Below are 18445 nucleotides of genomic sequence, written 5' to 3'. Positions count from 1 at the left end.
AAAGCTGTGGCAGAGCCGAATCGTTGAAAACGTTTATTTGAATCACGAGCTGAATGAACCTGAACAAGAAAGAAAAGCAAGTATAGTTTTCTTTATCAATGCGAAAGATGCGGATGAAGCTAATAACATTCTTAAAAAGCTTCCATTCGTAAAGCATGATGTCTTGAGCTACACACTTCACCCTGTTGGTCTTTTGTGGTTAAGGTGAACTGGCGATACGCTTAAAACTACTGTTTTCGACGAAACTCTCCAGCTAATACTCGAATGTTGGCTGGAGTTGTTGATGTACCCGAAAAGTCTGTTGTAGGGATTGTTTAGCCTATATTAAACGATGATTTAGATGCTTGCTGGGCTCTTGGTGGATACCCATGTCTGACATGTTGTTGAGTCTTAGGTTATTCAACCTAAGTGAGCATCGGGTTTAGTTGGTTTTTATCTAAGTCATGCCAAGCTTCGGTTCCTAAAAAGCAGCTTGTGATGGAATAGCTCTGGCTCTGTTTTTTAGCAAGTTGTCATGCCTTGTTCTTTATTAATGTCTGGACGCTTTTCGTTTGGTTTGCGTGGTGATTTTCAGAATAGGTGAGTTTATATGAATGTCTTTAAAGAAAGCTGGCTTCGGTCTGGTGTAATAGTTCTATGTTTCTTTAGCTCTAACCAAGTGCAGGCTCAGTTTGCCGGAGCGCCAAACAGTAAGGCTGGTGACTTCATTCGTCTTAGCAACTCACTGGATGATCCAAGTCGAGGTTTTTGTATTGATGTGCAGGGACATATGCAGGGAGTTAATCTTCAAATCCCTCTGAATGTCCACACCTGTAAGGACGGATTCTGGAACTATGATGAGCGTTTTTCGCAGGATGAGTTCAATAAAAGCAGTCACCTTTTTATGCCTGCGTTTAATGCGTGTTTGACTGCTGTAAAGGCCGCTCCGGGAAGTCACGTAATGGCCGTGCAGTGTGATCCAGCGGATTCGTCCATGCAATGGCAAATAAAAGCGGGGATGATAAGTCTCAAGTCTAACCCAACTCTATGTCTTACTGTGGATGCAAAACCATCCTCTGTATCTATGGGGACGCGAAACCATCCTGTTCGTCATTTGGTTCGGCCGCTAACCCTTGAAGAGTGCGAAGCGCAGTCAATCTATCAACAGTGGGAGTTTGTTTCACCGTCTGATATACCAGGAGTACGCTACCCGGACGGCAGTATAAGAAATTGATGACGAAAGCCTTCATAGCTTCATCTGAGTGACCACTCCGCAGATAGGGTGATTCGCAACGAGATCAGCGATCGTCCGGTTGCAGCGACCTATGAACTGACCGAGTTTGGTCGCTCAGCGCTGTTGATCGCATTTTTCCTGAAGGCGATAAGTCTGATCATCATCCTTAGTCAGAACCTAGTGGCTGTTTCCCGACAACCCGTCTAACCCGATGAGTCAAATGACCTTCAGCTACGGTGAAGCACAGAAGATCAGGCCCACGCGGGTAGGGTTTATGGCAAACCGTTATGAAAACTTCGAAAATGTTCTGATTCTGACGTTATTGGTGGTGATTTTAGGGGCACTGTTCTTGCTGTTGGCGGGAATCGTTGAGACTAGAGGGAGGCACGTGCAGGACGATCAGTGTCTTGTTGATGACTTGCAGGACTGAATTGGTAGAGCCTGCGTCGCAACCGTGAAAAGCGCATGGTAGTAGTGCGGTGTATAATTCCGCGATTACTAATACATAGATTAGGTTTAGCGCTGTGGTATCAGTCGGTCACAATCGATTGTTCAATCCCGTTCTGATTGCGGGATGTATCATCATCCTCGTCAGTTTCGCGGTCCGCTCATCGTTCGGGCTGTTTCAGATTCCAATCGCCCAGGAGTTCAACTGGTTGCGGGAGGACTTCTCCTTCGCGATCGCGATCCAGAACCTGTTCTGGGGGATCGGCCAGCCGATGTTCAGTGCATTGGCAGAGAAGTATGGTGACAGAAAAGTGATTATCGCCGGTGCTGCGTGTTACGTGATCGGTTTGGTGCTTTCTTCCTTTGCGATCACTCCAGGGCAACATCAGTTGCTGGAGATGCTGGTGGGCTTTGGTATTGCGGGTACCGGCTTTGGTGTGATTCTCGCCGTTGTGGGGCGTGCCGCATCGGATAAGCACCGCTCGCTGGCGCTGGGTATCGCGACGGCGGCGGGCTCAGCCGGTCAGATCGTGGGTCCACCGGTTGCGCAGATGTTGCTGAATCAAATGCCGTGGCAGTCGGTGTTTATCGCCTTTTCCGGTTTTATCATCGTCTCTCTGGCGGCACTGTTCTTTATGCGTGCGCCATTGCCTGCTAAAGCGTCTCACCAAGACGAGAAAATGGGCGCTGTGCTGAAAAAAGCACTTAAAGATCCATCCTTTGCCTTTATCTTTATCGGCTTCTTTTCCTGTGGTTACCAACTGGCGTTTCTTACCGCTCACGTTCCTGCCTTTATCGCTGAAATGTGCAGCGCCGTGGCTCCGGGCAGCATTATTCAGTCCTTGGGTATTACATCCACCTCAACGCTGGGGGCTGTTGCGATTGCGCTGATCGGCGTTTCCAATATCGGTGGCACGGTGACCGCCGGTTGGTTGGGCAACAAGTACTCCCGCAAGTATCTGTTGGCGGGAATCTATCTCCTGCGCACGATCGTTGCCGCCGCATTTATTCTAAATCCGATCACACCGGAAACCGTGGTGTTGTTCTCAATTGCCATGGGTGCCCTTTGGCTCGCAACCGTGCCGCTCACATCCGGTCTCGTGGCTCAGATCTACGGCTTGCGTTACATGGGTACGCTTTACGGTTTGGTGTTCTTCTCCCATCAGTTGGGTGGCTTCCTGGGGGTCTGGTTGGGCGGAATGATGTACGACCTGTACGGCAGCTACACCGTGGTGTGGTGGGTTGGCGTTGGTTTCGGTCTGCTGTCAGCCATCATCCATCTGCCGGTGGAAGAGAAGCCCTGGGCAGATCGGAAACCGTCTGTGGCGGTTGCTTGATATCGCCATTCCTGCTGAATGCGCGCGAGGCTGCTGCTCTGTCAGCCCACAAAGCCTCGCGGAGCTACTTTGAGCAGATCGCAACCTGAATAATGTTTTCGTTCCTATTTGATCGATCGTGCTAGAATGCGCGCCATATCCGGTGTCTTCCGACACACTGTAGCTGCTGGATTTAAATCCTCTGACACGGCAGTTAGCGCTACCCGTTTGCACCTAACGATTCCTTAAGAGTACTCAAATGGAAATCAAAGTTAATTTTCTTGATAACCTCAGACTTGAAGCGAAGTTTGATGATTACACCGTCATTGCCGACCAGCCTATCCGTTACAAAGGCGACGGCTCTGCGCCAAGTCCGTTTGATTACTTTCTGGCATCGTCCGCGATGTGTGCGGCGTACTTTGTAAAGGTTTACTGTAACGCCCGCGATATCCCAACCGATGATATCCGCATCTCGCAGAACAACATTGTTGATCCGGAAAACCGCTACAACCAGGTCTTCCAGATCCATGTAGAGCTGCCGGAGCACATCTCCGATAAAGACCGTCAGGGTATCCTGCGTGCGATTGACCGCTGTACTGTGAAGAAGGTTGTGCAGACCGGACCTGAGTTTGTGATCGAACCGGTTGAAAACCTGGATGCCGATGCGTCCATCATGGCGATGGGTATGCCGGATGACGGTACCACCATGATCCTGGGTAAAGACCTGCCGTTGGAGAAAACGATCGCCAACATGTCCGGCATGCTGGAAGAGCTGGGCATGAAGATCGAGATCTCCTCCTGGCGTAACATCGTGCCAAACGTGTGGTCGCTGCATATCCGTGATGCCGCATCTCCGATGTGTTTCACCAACGGTAAAGGTGCGACCAAAGAGAGCGCGCTGGCGTCTGCGCTGGGCGAGTTTATCGAGCGCCTGAGCTGTAACTTCTTTTACAACGACCAGTACTTCGGTGAAGAGCTGGCCAATGCCGATTTCGTTCACTACCCGAACGAGAAGTGGTTTGTGCTGAATCCGGATGACTCCATCCCGGAAGGCCTGTTGGATGACTACTGCCTGGAGATCTACGATCCAGAAGACGAGCTGTGTGGTTCCAACCTGATCGACACCAACTCCGGCAACATCGAGCGTGGTATCTGCGCGCTGCCGTTCGTACGTCAGTCCGACCAGGAAACCGTGTACTTCCCGTCCAACCTGCTGGAAAACCTGTTCCTGAGTAACGGCATGAGCGCGGGTAACAATCTGCATGAAGCTAAGGTGCAGTGCCTGTCCGAGATCTTCGAGCGTGCGGTAAAACGCCAGATTATCGAAGAGGAGATTGTGCTGCCGGACGTACCGCAAGAGGTGCTGGAAAAATTCCCGGGCATCTTGGCGGGCATCAAAGAGCTGGAAGAGCAGGGCTTCCCGGTTGTGGTGAAAGACGCCTCTCTGGGCGGTCAGTTCCCGGTGATGAGTGTGACGCTGATGAACCCACGTACCGGCGGTGTAGTTGCATCCTTCGGTGCGCACCCAAGCTTCGAGGTGGCACTGGAGCGAAGCCTGACCGAGCTGCTGCAGGGCCGTAGCTTCGAAGGTCTGAACGATGTGCCACGTCCGACCTTTAACAGCCTTGCGGTGCAGGAACCAAACAACTTCGTTGAGCACTTTATCGATTCCACCGGTGTAATCTCCTGGCGTTTCTTCAGCTCTAAGCACGACTATGAGTTCTGCGAGTGGGATTTCTCCGGTACCAACGAAGAGGAGTGCAATGGCCTGATGCAGATCCTCGAAGAGATGGGCAAAGAGGTTTACGTGGCCACCTTCGACGACTTCGGTGCTTCCGCGTGCCGTATCGTTGTGCCGGGCTACTCTGAAGTCTATCCGGTGGAAGATCTGGTGTGGGACAACACCAACAAAGCACTCCAGTTCCGCGAAGATATCCTCACCATCCACTCACTGAATGACGAGCAGCTGGCGGATCTGGTTGAACGTCTGGAAGAGAGCGGTGAAGACAACTACACCTTTATCCGCACCCTGATTGGCGTTGAGTTTGATGAAAACACCGTCTGGGGTCAGCTCACCGTACTGGAGCTGAAGATCCTGATCTACCTGGCGCTGCAGCAGTTTGAAGAAGCGATCGAGCTGGTGGAAAGCTTCCTGCAGTTCAACGACAACACCGTTGAACGTGGTCTGTTCTACCAGGCGGTAAATGCGGTGCTGGAGATTGCGCTGGACGAAGATCTGGAACTGGAAGACTACCTGCACAATCTGAACCGTATGTTCGGAGAAGAGGTGATGGCAAACGTGGTTGATTCCCTCAACGGCGACGTGAAGTTCCACGGCCTGACGCCAACCAACATGCAATTGGAAGGCCTCGATAAGCACCTGCGCCTGATCGAGAGTTACAAGAAGCTGCATGCGGCGCGTGCTGCAAGGGCGGCAAAGTAAACCGCAACGCACCCGATAGATCCCATGAAAACCCAGCCTATTCAGGCTGGGTTTTTTTATGCGTCCAACCTGCCTGACTTCGTGAGAAGAGTTCCGCTTTTACATTGTGAGAATGAATGAAATGCCCCGATTTTCAGGTCCGTGCTATGTTCGGCGGATATGTTATTGGGGACTGAGAATCACGTCTGCGCTCATGTAGAGCGTCCGATCTTGTGATGTTCAGGCGCCCGTCATCTTCTCTTTTCAAGGTAAAGCGCTAATGAATCTAACCCGCAAACGTACAGGTGCAAAACTCAGCCGTATTGTTATCCATAACGAAACTGTCTACCTGTGTGGTCAAATCCCGGCTGGCTTAAATGACGACATCGTTGGTCAGACCAAAGCCGTCTTGGCGAGCATCGACAGCGATCTGGAAGAAGCAGGTACTGATAAGAGCAAGCTGCTGTCCGCGCTGATCCACGTTAAAGACAATAAAGACGTAGCCACCTTCAATGAGCTGTGGAACGCATGGCTGCCGGAAGGCTGCGCACCTGCCCGTACCTGCGTGCAATCGACTATGGCGAATGATGCGGTACTGGTTGAAGTAACCGTTATCGCTGCTCTCTAAATATCTCCTACCCAGAATACTTACGTGTTCGCTGTGCCCCAGCACAGTTACACACACTTAGTTGATGAGAAACAGATTATGGAAATCATCCGTAAACGTACCAGTGAAAAAGTAAGCCGAATCGTCATTCACAACGATACGGTGTATCTGTGTGGCCAAGTGGCGCTTGATGTGAACGAAGATATCGTTGGTCAAACCAAATCGGTCCTGGCACGCATTGACGACCATCTGGAAGAAGCAGGCACAGATAAAAGTAAAATCCTGTCTGCGCTGATTCATATAAAAGACAACAAGGACGTCGCTGTCTTTAATGACCTTTGGAATGCCTGGTTACCTGAAGGCTGCGCACCAGCCCGTACCTGTGTTCAGTCTGTTATGGCGCGTGAGGTCGTGCTGGTTGAAGTGACTGTGACTGCGAGTCTGTAATCGAAGACTCAATTTGCTGCAGGCAGATGTTCTATTTCCGCTGAGGTGAATGACAGTCCGCTAGGTTGGGTAAGTCACATACTGGTAGGCTGGATTTTACAGGCCGACCTACCTATGTGGCGTAACCCAACACAGTGCGTGAAATCATCTTAAGAGGTGAATCTCTCAGGCAATAGCATCGAGGCCCTTTTCCCGAACAAGCACCAGCAGCTTCAACGCAGCGCCAGACGGTTGTTTTTCACCGCGTTCCCACTTCTGCACGCTTTCAGTCGACATATTCAGGTACTTCGCAAATACACTCTGGCTAACGTGGTTTTCTGAGCGGATTCGCTTGATCTCTGCGGCAGATAGCGGTGTTACTTCGGTTAAGCAGGCTTCATTAAACTCCCGCATTGTGGTTTCGCTAACGAGCCCTGCATCCTTCAAGGCTGTCATGTCTTTTTGTAATGACTTCAGCAGTTTACTCATCTTTGTGTGCCTCTATCTCTACTAGCGCGCCTGTACATTTAGCGATCTCTATCTGCTCGGGCGATAACTTCAGATACTGCTTGGATAAGACTTTTAGCGCCCGCTTCTCGGCGGGAGAAATATTGTCCTTCTCGTTCTTGGCGAAGCAGTACAAGAAGAATGTTTTCTTCCCTGATCTATAAGCGAGCAGTGTTCGAAACGAGCTGCTCTTGCCCTGATTGCCATGTGCAATGCGTTTTTTGAAAAGGTTGCTACCGAGATCAGCATCTACCAGCCCATCTTCAATCTCAGATACCGCTTTTCGAAGTTGTTGGTCTGTCAGGTGTTGTTTGCGAGCGAGCTTGTCGAACTCCTTGGTTTTGAAAATTCTCATACACCATCCTTAGTGTAGTATTTGGTACTGTAGTAATAAGTACTATAGAGGAGTATATATTATGGTTCGGCTTCTCGGGAAGATTAGGCTCCACGCAGCTCAATACGCATACCCCTCAATCACCTCTCTCACTTTCTTCAATGCTATCGCCAGTTCGTCCATGCCCACCGATCCAAGTGCCAACCTCAACGCATGAGGCACATGCTCAGTTGTGGCAAACGGCTCCGCCGTGGAGACGGAGATGTTCTCGTTCATCAGCTCCATTACGATCTTATCGGCCCGGACCTCTTCGGGCAGGGGAAGCCAGATAAAGTAGGCAGCGGGATTGCTGGTGTATTCCATGCCTTCAAGGATCTTACTGGCCAAGAGCTGTCTTTGCTTAGCGTCTTCGCGTTTCTCGGCTTCCAATCGGTTAACCGTGCCGTCCTCGATCCAGCGGCAGGCCAACATGGTCATCAAACCAGGAGTATTCCAGGTCGTGGCGCGGATGGCGCGCTCAATCGTCGGGACCCATTCGGATGGAGCGGCAACAAACCCTACGCGCAGTCCGGTGGCGATACTTTTGGATATGCCGGATACATACACGGTTCGTTCCGGTGCGAGGGCGGCGATCGGCGGTGGCGGGTTTTCCGCGTGGAAGGCGTAAGCGGCGTCCTCGATGATGATTAGGTCATGCTGTCGTGCGATCTCGATAAGTTGTTCCCGCTGAGCCAGATCCAGCACCCAGCCCATAGGGTTGTGTAGAGTGGGCATGGTGTATACGGCTCTCACGGTTCGCGCTTGGCAGAGTTTTTCCAAAGCGTCCAGATCCGGACCTTGTTCAGAGAACGGTATTGGCGCCAACTCCAGATGCTGGGCTTCGGCGACCGCTTTAAAGCCGGGGTAGATCAGCGCATCCACAGCGACCACATCACCGGGTTTCATCATCCCCATTACGGTTGTCGCCAACCCATGCTGGGCGCCGCTGACAATCAGGACCTGTTCTGCATCAACTGACAGCTGCCTGCTTTTCAGGTGTTCCGCGATGATCGCGCGTTCATGTTTGCGACCAGCGTGGGGCTGATAGTGCAGTAAGGCTTCAAGGTCTCCGCTGGAGGCGAGCTTGCGTAATGCGTTGCGCAGCAGGGCGCTTTGTCCGGGCAGGGAAGGAGAGTTGAAGTTCAGGTCCAGCACGCCATCCGCCATCGCGGGCTGGTCGATACCGTGACCGGGCGCCAGTCCGGTTTCCCGCACAAAGGTGCCACGCCCGGTTTCTCCGCTTACCAGGCCCATGTTTTCTAGTTCTGCGTATACCCGGGAGGCTGTGACCAGTGCGATACCGTGTTGCGCTGCAAGGTGCCTGTGGGTGGGAAGCTGGGTGCCGGGCGGCAGTTTTCCCGAGCGGATATCGGCAGCGAATTGGTCCACTAACTGTTTATAACGGGCACGGGGCATCTGGATTGTATCCATGACAATAATTTTATTGTCATGATATTAGTGTGCAGAATCGGATCTCTCAACGGTAACTGATCCGAGGGCAGTGTTATGCATATCGCTATTTTGACCTTTGATGGCTTCAACGAACTGGATTCCCTGATCGCACTGGGCATCCTCAATCGCATCAAGAAGCCCGGTTGGCGGGTCTCCATTGCCAGCCCAACCGAGCGGGTGGAGTCCATGAATGGTGTGGTGTTGGAGCGACATATCGATCTGCAGGCAGCGAGCCGTGCAGATGTGGTGCTGGTGGGCAGTGGTATGAAAACCCGTGATGTGGTGGCTGATGACTCGATCATGGCGCAGCTGCAACTTGATCCATCCCGCCAGCTGATCGGTGCCCAGTGCTCCGGTGCGCTGGTGTTAAGCAAACTGGGTTTGTTGAACGGTGTGCTGGCGTGTACCGACCTGACAACTAAGCCTTGGGTTCAGGAGACGGGTGTAGAGGTGCTGGACCAGGCGTTTTTCGCGCAGGGCAATGTTGCCACGGCAGGTGGTTGTTTAGCCTCTTCCTATCTGGCGTTGTGGGTAATCGCGCGTACCGAAGGCATCGATGCCGCGGCAAGCGCAATGCACTACGTTGCCCCGGTGGGTGAGAAGGAGCGTTATGTGACATTGGCCATCAGCCATATTGAACCGTTCCTATAAGCCGAACCAAGTATCCAGGAGTACCTTTAATCGGAGCGACTCTCCGAAAAACATGTCTGAAACGCGCTATGGTGATGTAGTAGTGGAACATTCGATCATGAACGCGTTCTCACGATCATAGTTGACTATTACGCCGCGGCTAATTCTGGATAGGAGAGTCCCCCATGAAACGGCAAACCTGTGCGCTGCTTCTGCTGTTCAGCGGTTCACTTCACAGCGCCGAGCTGGTGCTGAAGAACGGTCAGATCCTGAAGGTGGATGCTGACTTTGGTCAGGCTTCGGCGATGGCGGTGGATAAAGGGCGGATTGTGGCGATAGGGGATGAATCGGATATAGCGAGCCATATCGAGTCCGGCACTCAAGTGGTCGATCTGCAAGGTCGTACTGTCATTCCGGGGCTGATCGACAACCATATGCACCTGGTCAGAGCCGCACAGAACTGGCAACAGCAGATCCGGCTGGAAGGTGTACTCGACTATCATGAAGCGTTACAGCGAATCACGGACGCCGCCAAAAAGACCAAGCCGGGTCAGTGGTTGATCGCCAGCGGTGGTTTTATCGAGCGTCAGTTTAAGGGCCGTCCGGAAGCGGGCTTCCTGCGCACCGATCTGGATAAAGCCGCACCAAACAATCCAGTGTATCTGCAGCATCTGTTCGATTGGGGATACGCCAACAGCGAAGCTTTGCGCCTGATTGGTGTGGATGCCAGCAGTCCGGAACCGATGCCGGGGTTGCTGCTGGATAACAGTGGATTACCACAGGGGCCGGTCACTAAGCGGGCACAATGGCTGATCGAACAGCAGATCGCCGCGCAGCAGGCCGAAGATAGGCTCGCCCATGGTCGCCAGGCCTTGTTGGATCTGGCTCGGAGTGGGCTGACAACGGTGGTTGATGCGGGTGGCTTTGATACCGGCGATTCACTGTATACCCCATTCGAGCAGTTGGACGCCCAGGGTGAAATGCCGATCCGGCTGTTTTATATGAAGCAGGTGATCCCTTGGGATAAAGGTGAGCGTACGCCGGACCTGACCCGTTTGGATGGCGTCGAATTTAATAGTGGCAGTGCATTCTTCCGGCCGGTATCGGTGGGCGAGCAGTTGATGTTGGCCGTACAGGACAGTGCCGGACGTCCGGCGCAAAGTAGTGATGAAGTGAAAGCTGCGTTCCTGAAAAACGCCCGTGAAGTTGCCAAACGCGGGCTGCATTTACACCTGCATGCCGTAAACGATCAGTCGATCAACCAGCATCTGGATGCCTTTGAACAGATCAATCAAGACTATCCACTGGCACCGTTGCGCTGGACCTTTGCCCATGTGGACGGAATCAAGCCAAACACCATTGATCGTGTGCAAGCGCTGGGCATGAACGTCGCCATCCATAGCCGTCCGGTGTTGATCGGCTACCGGTTTGTTTCCCGCTTTGGTGCCGCCGCACAGCAGATGACGCCGATGAAAACCCTCACTGAGAAAGGTGTGCTTTGGGGGCTGGGATCGGATAGCCCAGTGGTATCGATCTACAACCCGTTCCGCACTCTGTGGTGGGCAGTGAACGGCCGAATGGTGGATGGCACCAAGGTGTCCGAGCAGAGTGTCGACCGGCGTCAGGCCCTGATTGCGCATACCATCAACAATGCGAAACTCGCTTTTATGGAGGACGAGCTGGGGTCGCTTGAGGTAGGAAAACGTGCTGACCTGTTGGTGCTGAACGCGGATTACCTCACCCTAGATAAACGGAAGATTGCTGCCATCAAGCCAGTGGCGACTATGGTTGAAGGTCGCTGGGTGTACAAGTCCGGTGCACTGGATCAGTAGCCAGTTTCGTATGAATATCCCATCATCCTAGGGGATATGACCTCATTGTTTGCTGAGGCCATATCCCTTCCTCTATCGCTGTGTGCTTTATACAGGAGCTATACTGCCAACAGTGGTTGCCCAGGCCACTGGCAATATTAGACCTCCTGCAGTGTTTTCCGGCGGCTCAACGTCCAGTTCCACGGCTACCCAGACATAGGTTTTCTTTATCCATGGGGGCCGATTCACAATGGATTCCTCCAATATTCGATCCCTGGTGATCGAGGACAACGCTGTCCATGCCAGGTTGATCTTAAGTCTGCTCGCGAAAGCGGAAGCGGTGTCCTTCGATGTCGTGCATGTTGATACCCTGACCGCCGGGCTGGCTCGCCTGGCACAGGGCGGATTCGACATTGTTTTATTGGATCTGGTATTACCCGATAGCCAGGAGCTGGATACCTTTCTGCGGCTGCGGAAAGAAGCACCCGATATTCCGGTGGTTATTCTCTCCGGCCTGGAGGACATCAATCTCGCCGCCCGCGCGGTTGAGTCCGGGGCGCAGGCCTATCTGATTAAGGGGCAGATCAACAGCGCTCAGCTCGAACGCTCAATACGCTACGCTATTGAACGGACCCGTGCACAAAGCGGAGAGTGGGACTCACCCATGTTTCGTCTGGCACAGCAGCAGTTCCTCAAAGCGGCGCAGATCATGGATCTTGACGACAATTTCCGCCAACGTCTGTTATTTCCGCAACGAACCCAGGTAGTTACCTTCCCCTTCCGCCGGGATAAACATGAGGAGGTGGAAACTGTATTCGGATACCGGGTGCAGCATGTTTTGACCATGGGGCCCACCAAGGGAGGCATCCGCTACCACCAGGAGGTTAATTTGGGTGAGGTCTCGGCACTGGCCATGTGGATGACCTGGAAGTGCGCCCTGATGCAGCTGCCCTTCGGTGGCGCGAAGGGCGGAGTTCGGGTTGATCCGACCGGCTTCTCCCGTAAGGAATTACAGCGCCTGACCCGGCGTTTCACCTCGGAAATTATCGGTATGATCGGTCCCGACAAGGATATCCCAGCGCCGGATATGGGTACCGATGAAAACGTTATGGCCTGGATTATGGATACCTACAGCCAGCAGGTGGGGTACTCCGTACCGGCAGTGGTGACCGGTAAGCCGGTTGTGCTGGGTGGATCCCTTGGCCGCAAGGAAGCCACCGGACGGGGTGTCGTTTATACCATCGAGGATGCGGCTAAGCACATGGGCATGAAGCTGGATCAGAGCACGGCTGTGATTCAGGGCTTTGGTAATGTGGGCAGCAATGCCGCTCGATTCCTCGCCGAGGATGGCGTCAAAATCATAGCTGTCAGCGATGCCACCACCGGTATCTACAACCCCCGTGGTCTTTCCGTTGGCTCCCTGTTGGAGTATATCCGTGAACACCGTTTTCTGAAGGGATATCCCGATGGAGAGGAGATCAGCAACGCGGAGTTGCTGGAGTTGCCTTGCGACATCCTAGTGCCCGCCGCATTGCAGAATCAGATTTCGGCAGAGAACGCGCCGCGCATTAACTGTAAGCTGCTGGCGGAGGGTGCCAACGGACCGACATCACTGGAAGCGGATGTAATTCTCAATAATCGGGGGATTTTTATCGTGCCGGATGTCCTGGCTAACGCCGGTGGGGTAACGGTTTCCTATTTTGAGTGGGTGCAGGGGACGCAGAACTATATGTGGTCGCTGGATGAAATCAACGGCCGGTTGCACAAAATCATGACTGCGGCGTTTCATGCAGCGCTTGAACGTTCACAGCGGGATCACGTGGATATGCGTACCGCGGCACTGATCGAAGGCATCGACCGAATTACCCAGGCGAAACTGTTACGGGGTCTTTTCCCCTGATTATTGTCTCCGCCTTATTAGCAACAAGGGTGTTGAAAGGTTGTTGGAGCAGGTCTCGCAGAGCTCCCGTTTCTACAGTGTTTCAGGGCATTTGTCAGGGAAGGGCTGTTCGGGGCGTATGCTAAACTGCTGAATGTGTTAACTAAGAGCAGGGTGTTTGTGTGCAAGCACCCTGATCGCGAGAAATCCAATGGGAGTTCGTGGCCGACTACTTCTAGCATTTTTTGCCATTAGTGCTTTTGCAGTGGGGGCTGCAGTGGCTGCAATGGTTTCAATGCTGCAGGTCCGCGACAGCCTTTCTCTGATTACCCTCCATAAATTTCCCTCCGCTCTGGCATCTCAGGAACTGGCGCAACAAACGGCAAGGGTTGTTGCAGCGGCCCCTGCACTGATCAAAGTCACCACACTCGATCAGTATGACGAAGAGTCTGACAAGATCGGGACGGAAGTTGAAAAGCTCAATGAGCTGCTCGGTGTTGTAGAACATACGTGGTCCGATACATCGGATTACCGTGCTATTTCTGAGGCGGTCGAAAGACTAACAGCCAATATCGATGCTGTTGACGAACTGATTGTCCGACGTCTGCTGATCGCCGACCAAAAGGAAGAGGCGCTGAACAATGCAACCAAGGCTCATCAGAAAGTTCAGCAGCTGTTGGCGCCATGGATGACCGTTATGGATTACGACTTGAAGCAGTGGAATGAAGCGATCCGTACCACCGATCCATCGGCTCAGGAAAACGCTGACGTTATCGATCAAATGGTGACATTGCTGCCGTTATATCAGGCCCTCACCACCACCCAGCTGGAAGCCTCTAAGGTTATCGATTCCTTACATCAAATAACCACCACCAGCGAAGAGCGTCAATTAACGATCTTGACGGTACGAATGGGCACGTCATTACGCAAAATAGGTCGGCAACGGGACGTGTTCAGTGCGAAGTTGCAGGAACATCTCTGGCCTGCGCTTTTGGAGTTGGAGCTCTATGCCACTGGCGTAGATAACATTCCTGATCTGCGTGACCAGGAGCTGGATATCCTGGTCGAAGCCGAAGCGTTGTCGATCGAAAACGACAAACTGTCGCTGACGGTAACAGAGGCGGTGGACAGCCTGGTCGAGAGCGCAAAACAAGCGGTTGCCAGTGCAAACCAAGATGCCGTCGCCGTTCAGAACCTAAGTACCGGGATCCTGATTGCCATCATTGTGCTCAGCCTGATCAGCTCCAGCCTGATTGTATGGCTGTATGTTGGCCGTAACCTGATCGCCCGTTTAACCGCCTTAAGTAGCCGGATGTTGCAGATCGTCGACGGTGACCTGAAGTCGCCGCTTCCCGCGGGCGGCCCCGACGAGATTGGTCGTATGGCAAACGCGCTTAGCGTATTTCGTGATTCGGTTGAGGCGCGGGACGAGCTCATGGACGAGTTGAAGGGTAAGAACCTTGAACTGCAGGAGGCATTCGAAGATCTGAAACGAACCACACTGGACCGGGACCGTTCGCTGGAGGAAACCAGCATGCTCCAAACGGTCATGACCAGCATGGATCAGGGACTGGTTGCATTCGACCAAAATTTAAAGCTCCTGATCTGGAACCAGCGATTCCTCGATATTTGTGAATATCCTAAAGAGCTGATGGAGCCCGGCCGCCCATTGCAGGATTTCCTGAACTACGATGTGCTGCGACACGAGTTTGGCCCGGGTAACCCGCAAGAACAGATCAGGGCGCGGCTGGAGATGGCAAAACGGGGTGAGTTGCCGCATGAGGAGAGGAAGCGCCCCAATGGAACCATCGTGGAGGTCCGCTATTCACCGATTTCTGGGGGGGGCCATGTCGCCACCTACACGGATATCACCCGGCGCAAGGAGATGGAAGCGGAGATCGTCCAGGCTCTGCAGCAAGCAGATGCCGCCAACCAGGCGAAGAGCGAATTTCTGGCCAACATGAGTCATGAGATCCGTACCCCGATGAACGGCATCATCGGTATGTCTGAACTGCTTGGGAACACCGATCTGTCGCCGCAGCAGCGGGAAGACCTGAACATGATCCAGCAGTCGGCTGATACCTTGCTGCGGCTGCTGAACGATATTCTAGACTTCTCCAAGATCGAAGCCGGCAAACTGGAGCTGGAAGCGATCGATTTCAATTTGCGGGACACCCTGGACGACACCCTGCAGGCGCTTGCTCTAAGGGCGTCAGAGAAGGGACTGGAACTGGTCGGCCATATTCCACCGGAGATTCCTGATGCCTTGATTGGCGATCCGGGCCGACTGAGGCAGATCATCGTCAATCTGGTTGGCAACGCCATTAAGTTCACCGATCAGGGTGAAATCCTGGTTGATGTCCGCCAACAAGCGGTGAAAGAAGACGAGGTTTCGCTCCAGTTCTCCGTCAGTGATACAGGTATTGGCATTCCGCCGGAACAGCAGGAATACATCTTCGAATCGTTTAGCCAGGTCGATAGCTCCATCTCACGGCGCTTCGGCGGAACCGGCCTGGGATTGGCCATCTCTTCCCAGTTGGTAGGGATGATGGGAGGTGAGATGTCGCTGCAAAGCACCGTCGGTGAGGGCACTACCTTCACGTTTGCTCTGGTCATCCAGCGGCAACAGGATGTGGTCAGTGTGTCGCCGATAGAGCTGGCGGCACTGCATCAGTTGCCTGTGCTCATCGTTGACGATAACAGTACCAACCGGCGCATACTGGAGGAGATGCTGCTCAATTGGTCAATGCAGCCGGACAGCGTGTCCTCCGGTGCCGAGGCGCTGGATGCACTAGAGCGGGCCCACAGCACCGGAATGCCATATCACCTAATGCTGCTGGATGCGATGATGCCCGCCATGGACGGTTTTGCAGTAGCGCGGCGCGTCCATTCCGATCCTAGGTATGCGGCGATGGCGATCATCATGCTGTCCTCCATGGGGCATTCCGAACAGATGGCCAACCTCCAGGAAAAAGGGATTGCACGTTGTCTGACAAAACCTGTGAAACAGTCCAACCTGCTGGACGCCATTCTCAGCCTGAAGGGATTGGTGACCCAACCGGAGTCTGTGTCAGAGGTGGAGGACATGGCATTGGACACAACTTCGCTGCATATTCTTCTTGCCGAAGACGGGCTGATAAACCAGAAGGTGGCAACCAAGTTGCTGGAACAGCGAGGGTACTCGGTTGTGATCGCCAATAACGGCCAAGAAGCAGTTGAGCGGTGCGAGCAAGAGCACTTCGATCTGGTGTTGATGGATATACAGATGCCGGAGATGGACGGTTTTGAAGCCACCAAGCAGATCCGTGAGCACGAGGCAGGGAGCACGTCGCACCTTCCGATCATCGCCATGACCGCCAATGCGATGAAGGGCGATCGGGAGCAATGCCTGAACGCAGGCATGGATGACTATATCCCGAAACCGATCCGTTCCGAACAACTCTACGAAACCATCGAGCAGGTACTGAGAACCGCGCCCTTAGAAGAAAGCATGCCAGCAATGGGTGATGCAGCGGGAACGTTCCAGCAAGAACCTCCGGCACAAGAGCCTCAAACCCAAGAGACCTACACACAAGAGACCCAAGCCCAGGAAGTACCTGCGGATACAGCGCCAGCCGCCCTTGAGGTGTTTGATCCAGATGGTGCCTTGGAGCAGGTCGGCGGAGATATAGAGGTGTTAGAGGATCTGGTCATACTCTTTTACGATGAATGCCCTAAGTTGATGGCTGAGATCCACACAACGCTGGCTGCGGGGGATGCTGTGGCGTTAAGGCGAGCAGCACATACATTAAAAGGGAGTGCGGCCGTTTTTGCGGCGAAACGTACCGTTACCACCGCACTCCAGCTAGAGCTTATGGCGCGAGACGGGGAGCTTAAAGCAGCCCCGGAAACACTGGCGACCCTTGAAGTGGAGGTCGAGCGGTTGAGGCAGGCCCTGGAATCTCGTTTTCCGCCGCTGCCTGATACCGCTTAGCTGCGGTTTTGATCACGCTCTGGACCACGTTGTTCCAAGGCGCTTTTCCCTGATCAGAAGGGAAAATCAGTTTTAACAAAAAGATGGGGATATGCTCATGAAGCAATCACCCTCAAAAGACCCTAACAATACCAGCCAGGCATTGGCTGAGAGTCAGCGTCGGCTTGCCAATTTGATGGCGAACCTGCCCGGCTTTGCCTATCGATGTCTCAATACCCAAGAGTGGTCCATGGAGTTTATCAGCGAAGGCTGTCTGGGCTTGACCGGCTATTCACCTGAGGCGCTGGAAATCGGCGGGACCGTTACCTACGGCGAACTGATCCATCCGGACGATCGGGAGCTGCTTTGGGCACAGATCCAGCAGGCGGTTGCAGAACGATACCCCTATCGTGTCGAGTACCGGATCCGCACGCGCGATGGACAGGAAAAATGGGTGTGGGAACAGGGCTGTGGGGTATTTGCTCCCGATGGCAATCTCCAGGCACTGGAAGGTTTTATTACCGATATCAGTGAGCAGAAGCAGGCCCAGGCGCAATGGGATCATACATCCCAGGAGCTGGAGGAGAGCCGCCGTCGCCTGTCTACGCTGATCGCCAACCTGCCCGGTGCTGCATACCGAATCCTGAACACCCCTGAATGGCCCACCGAGTTTGTCAGTGAGGGCTGCCTGGAGCTGACTGGCTACTCACCCCAGGAGCTGGATCACTTTGGCCTCATCGTATACCCGGAAGACCAGGAGCGTATTTGGGAGACCATCCAGAAGTCACTACATGAACATTATCCCTATCAGTTCGAGCACCGAATTCCCACCAAGGAGGGTAAGGAGAAGTGGGTGTGGACACAGGGCTGTGGTGTTTATGGTCCGGAGGGTGAAGTACTGGCGCTGGAAGGTTTTATTACCGATATCACCGAGCAAAAGCGTCTTCAGGCCCAAAGGGACAAAACCACTCGGGAACTGGCGGAGAGCCAGCGCCGTCTTGCGACGTTGATTGCCAACCTTCCCGGTGTTGTCTACCGGGGTGTTGATATCCCGCAGTGGTCTGTCGAGTTCGTCAGTGGTGGTTGTGAGGAGCAGACCGGATACACACCGGAGGAGCTTGTCTCCGGGGAAGTCATCGATTATAGCGACTTGATCCACCCCGAAGACCGGGATCGGGTGCAGGAAGAGATTCGGCAGGCGTTGAGTGAGCAGCGTCCTTATCGCGTGGAGTACCGTATCCATACCCGCACGGGTGAAGAAAAGTGGATGTGGGAACAAGGCTGCGGTGTGTTTGGCCCCGATGGAGTGCTGCAGGCGCAGGAGGGTTTTGTCACCGATATTTCGGAACAGAAACAGGCTCAGGCCCAAACACAAGCGCTGCGGGAGGAGTTGCTTACCATCAATGCCCG

General features: G+C 53.5%; 15 protein-coding genes and 1 pseudogene. 13 read left to right on the top strand and 3 right to left on the bottom strand.

What is annotated here, in order from left to right:
* The 8 genes and pseudogenes from ACEQ15_RS16670 to ACEQ15_RS16635 all read left to right on the top strand — a co-directional run.
* Positions 1-208 (top strand): annotated as a pseudogene (locus tag ACEQ15_RS16670) (hypothetical protein); the annotation flags it as partial.
* A 381-nt stretch (positions 209-589) separates the two neighbouring features.
* The gene (locus ACEQ15_RS16665) at positions 590-1213 is read left to right on the top strand and encodes a ricin-type beta-trefoil lectin domain protein (RefSeq protein ID WP_370280368.1); all 624 of its coding nucleotides are present in this window, start codon (positions 590-592) and stop codon (positions 1211-1213) included.
* A 48-nt stretch (positions 1214-1261) separates the two neighbouring features.
* Positions 1262-1420: a hypothetical protein gene (locus ACEQ15_RS16660; RefSeq protein WP_370280367.1), complete on the top strand. Its 159-nt coding sequence runs from the start codon at positions 1262-1264 to the stop codon at positions 1418-1420.
* Positions 1421-1424: 4 nt separating this feature from the next.
* Complete coding sequence (locus ACEQ15_RS16655; protein ID WP_370280366.1) at positions 1425-1643, top strand: hypothetical protein; 219 nt, start codon at positions 1425-1427, stop codon at positions 1641-1643.
* Positions 1644-1761: 118 nt separating this feature from the next.
* Entirely contained in the window at positions 1762-2997 is a 1236-nt protein-coding gene (locus tag ACEQ15_RS16650) for an MFS transporter (RefSeq protein WP_370280365.1), read from the top strand.
* Between the two features lie 238 nt (positions 2998-3235).
* The gene (locus tag ACEQ15_RS16645; protein ID WP_370280364.1) at positions 3236-5419 is read left to right on the top strand and encodes an OsmC domain/YcaO domain-containing protein; all 2184 of its coding nucleotides are present in this window, start codon (positions 3236-3238) and stop codon (positions 5417-5419) included.
* 259 nt (positions 5420-5678) lie between these two features.
* Complete coding sequence (locus tag ACEQ15_RS16640) at positions 5679-6026, top strand: RidA family protein (RefSeq protein WP_370280363.1); 348 nt, start codon at positions 5679-5681, stop codon at positions 6024-6026.
* A gap of 78 nt (positions 6027-6104) precedes the next feature.
* A complete protein-coding gene (locus ACEQ15_RS16635; RefSeq protein ID WP_370280362.1) occupies positions 6105-6452 on the top strand; it encodes a RidA family protein in 348 nt (115 codons plus the stop codon).
* Between the two features lie 165 nt (positions 6453-6617).
* On the opposite strand, the gene ACEQ15_RS16630 is transcribed toward ACEQ15_RS16635, so the two are convergent.
* The 3 genes from ACEQ15_RS16630 to ACEQ15_RS16620 all read right to left on the bottom strand — a co-directional run bounded on the left by ACEQ15_RS16630 (position 6618) and on the right by ACEQ15_RS16620 (position 8742).
* The gene (locus tag ACEQ15_RS16630; protein WP_370280361.1) at positions 6618-6920 is read right to left on the bottom strand and encodes a helix-turn-helix domain-containing protein; all 303 of its coding nucleotides are present in this window, start codon (positions 6918-6920) and stop codon (positions 6618-6620) included.
* On the bottom strand, positions 6913-7293 hold the full coding sequence (locus tag ACEQ15_RS16625) for a type II toxin-antitoxin system RelE/ParE family toxin (RefSeq protein ID WP_370280360.1): 381 nt from the start codon (positions 7291-7293) through the stop codon (positions 6913-6915). The genes ACEQ15_RS16630 and ACEQ15_RS16625 overlap by 8 nt, the downstream gene beginning before the upstream one ends.
* A 99-nt stretch (positions 7294-7392) precedes the next feature.
* Positions 7393-8742 carry a PLP-dependent aminotransferase family protein gene (locus tag ACEQ15_RS16620; protein WP_370280359.1) on the bottom strand — a complete coding sequence of 450 codons (1350 nt, stop codon included), beginning with the start codon at positions 8740-8742 and terminating at the stop codon, positions 7393-7395.
* Between the two features lie 75 nt (positions 8743-8817).
* On the opposite strand from ACEQ15_RS16620, the gene ACEQ15_RS16615 reads away from it, so the two are divergent.
* The 5 genes from ACEQ15_RS16615 to ACEQ15_RS16595 form a co-directional block, all read left to right on the top strand.
* Positions 8818-9414, top strand: coding sequence for a DJ-1/PfpI family protein (locus tag ACEQ15_RS16615; protein ID WP_370280358.1), 597 nt, complete (start codon positions 8818-8820; stop codon positions 9412-9414).
* A gap of 164 nt (positions 9415-9578) precedes the next feature.
* Entirely contained in the window at positions 9579-11225 is a 1647-nt protein-coding gene (locus tag ACEQ15_RS16610; protein ID WP_370280357.1) for an amidohydrolase, read from the top strand.
* Positions 11226-11454: 229 nt separating this feature from the next.
* Positions 11455-13104, top strand: coding sequence for a Glu/Leu/Phe/Val dehydrogenase dimerization domain-containing protein (locus ACEQ15_RS16605; RefSeq protein ID WP_370280356.1), 1650 nt, complete (start codon positions 11455-11457; stop codon positions 13102-13104).
* Between the two features lie 265 nt (positions 13105-13369).
* Entirely contained in the window at positions 13370-17056 is a 3687-nt protein-coding gene (locus ACEQ15_RS16600; RefSeq protein WP_370280369.1) for a response regulator, read from the top strand.
* Positions 17057-17153: 97 nt separating this feature from the next.
* The coding region (locus ACEQ15_RS16595; RefSeq protein WP_370280355.1) for a PAS domain-containing protein at positions 17154-18445 on the top strand (1292 nt) is incomplete at its 3' end.

This window comes from Pontibacterium sp., assembly GCF_964228735.1.
Taxonomy (GTDB): Bacteria; Pseudomonadota; Gammaproteobacteria; order Pseudomonadales; family Balneatricaceae; genus Pontibacterium.
This window is presented reverse-complemented; position numbering and strand designations above follow the sequence as displayed.

Bases quoted from the DNA above. Each gene is read 5' to 3' on its own strand.
- ACEQ15_RS16665 (WP_370280368.1), top strand. From the start codon at position 590: ATGAATGTCTTTAAAGAAAGCTGGCTTCGGTCTGGTGTAATAGTTCTA.
- ACEQ15_RS16655 (WP_370280366.1), top strand. From the start codon at position 1,425: ATGAGTCAAATGACCTTCAGCTACGGTGAAGCACAGAAGATCAGGCCC.
- ACEQ15_RS16645 (WP_370280364.1), top strand. From the start codon at position 3,236: ATGGAAATCAAAGTTAATTTTCTTGATAACCTCAGACTTGAAGCGAAG.
- ACEQ15_RS16640 (WP_370280363.1), top strand. From the start codon at position 5,679: ATGAATCTAACCCGCAAACGTACAGGTGCAAAACTCAGCCGTATTGTT.
- ACEQ15_RS16635 (WP_370280362.1), top strand. From the start codon at position 6,105: ATGGAAATCATCCGTAAACGTACCAGTGAAAAAGTAAGCCGAATCGTC.
- ACEQ15_RS16630 (WP_370280361.1), bottom strand. From the start codon at position 6,920: ATGAGTAAACTGCTGAAGTCATTACAAAAAGACATGACAGCCTTGAAG.
- ACEQ15_RS16625 (WP_370280360.1), bottom strand. From the start codon at position 7,293: ATGAGAATTTTCAAAACCAAGGAGTTCGACAAGCTCGCTCGCAAACAA.
- ACEQ15_RS16620 (WP_370280359.1), bottom strand. From the start codon at position 8,742: ATGGATACAATCCAGATGCCCCGTGCCCGTTATAAACAGTTAGTGGAC.
- ACEQ15_RS16615 (WP_370280358.1), top strand. From the start codon at position 8,818: ATGCATATCGCTATTTTGACCTTTGATGGCTTCAACGAACTGGATTCC.
- ACEQ15_RS16610 (WP_370280357.1), top strand. From the start codon at position 9,579: ATGAAACGGCAAACCTGTGCGCTGCTTCTGCTGTTCAGCGGTTCACTT.
- ACEQ15_RS16605 (WP_370280356.1), top strand. From the start codon at position 11,455: ATGGATTCCTCCAATATTCGATCCCTGGTGATCGAGGACAACGCTGTC.
- ACEQ15_RS16600 (WP_370280369.1), top strand. From the start codon at position 13,370: ATGGTTTCAATGCTGCAGGTCCGCGACAGCCTTTCTCTGATTACCCTC.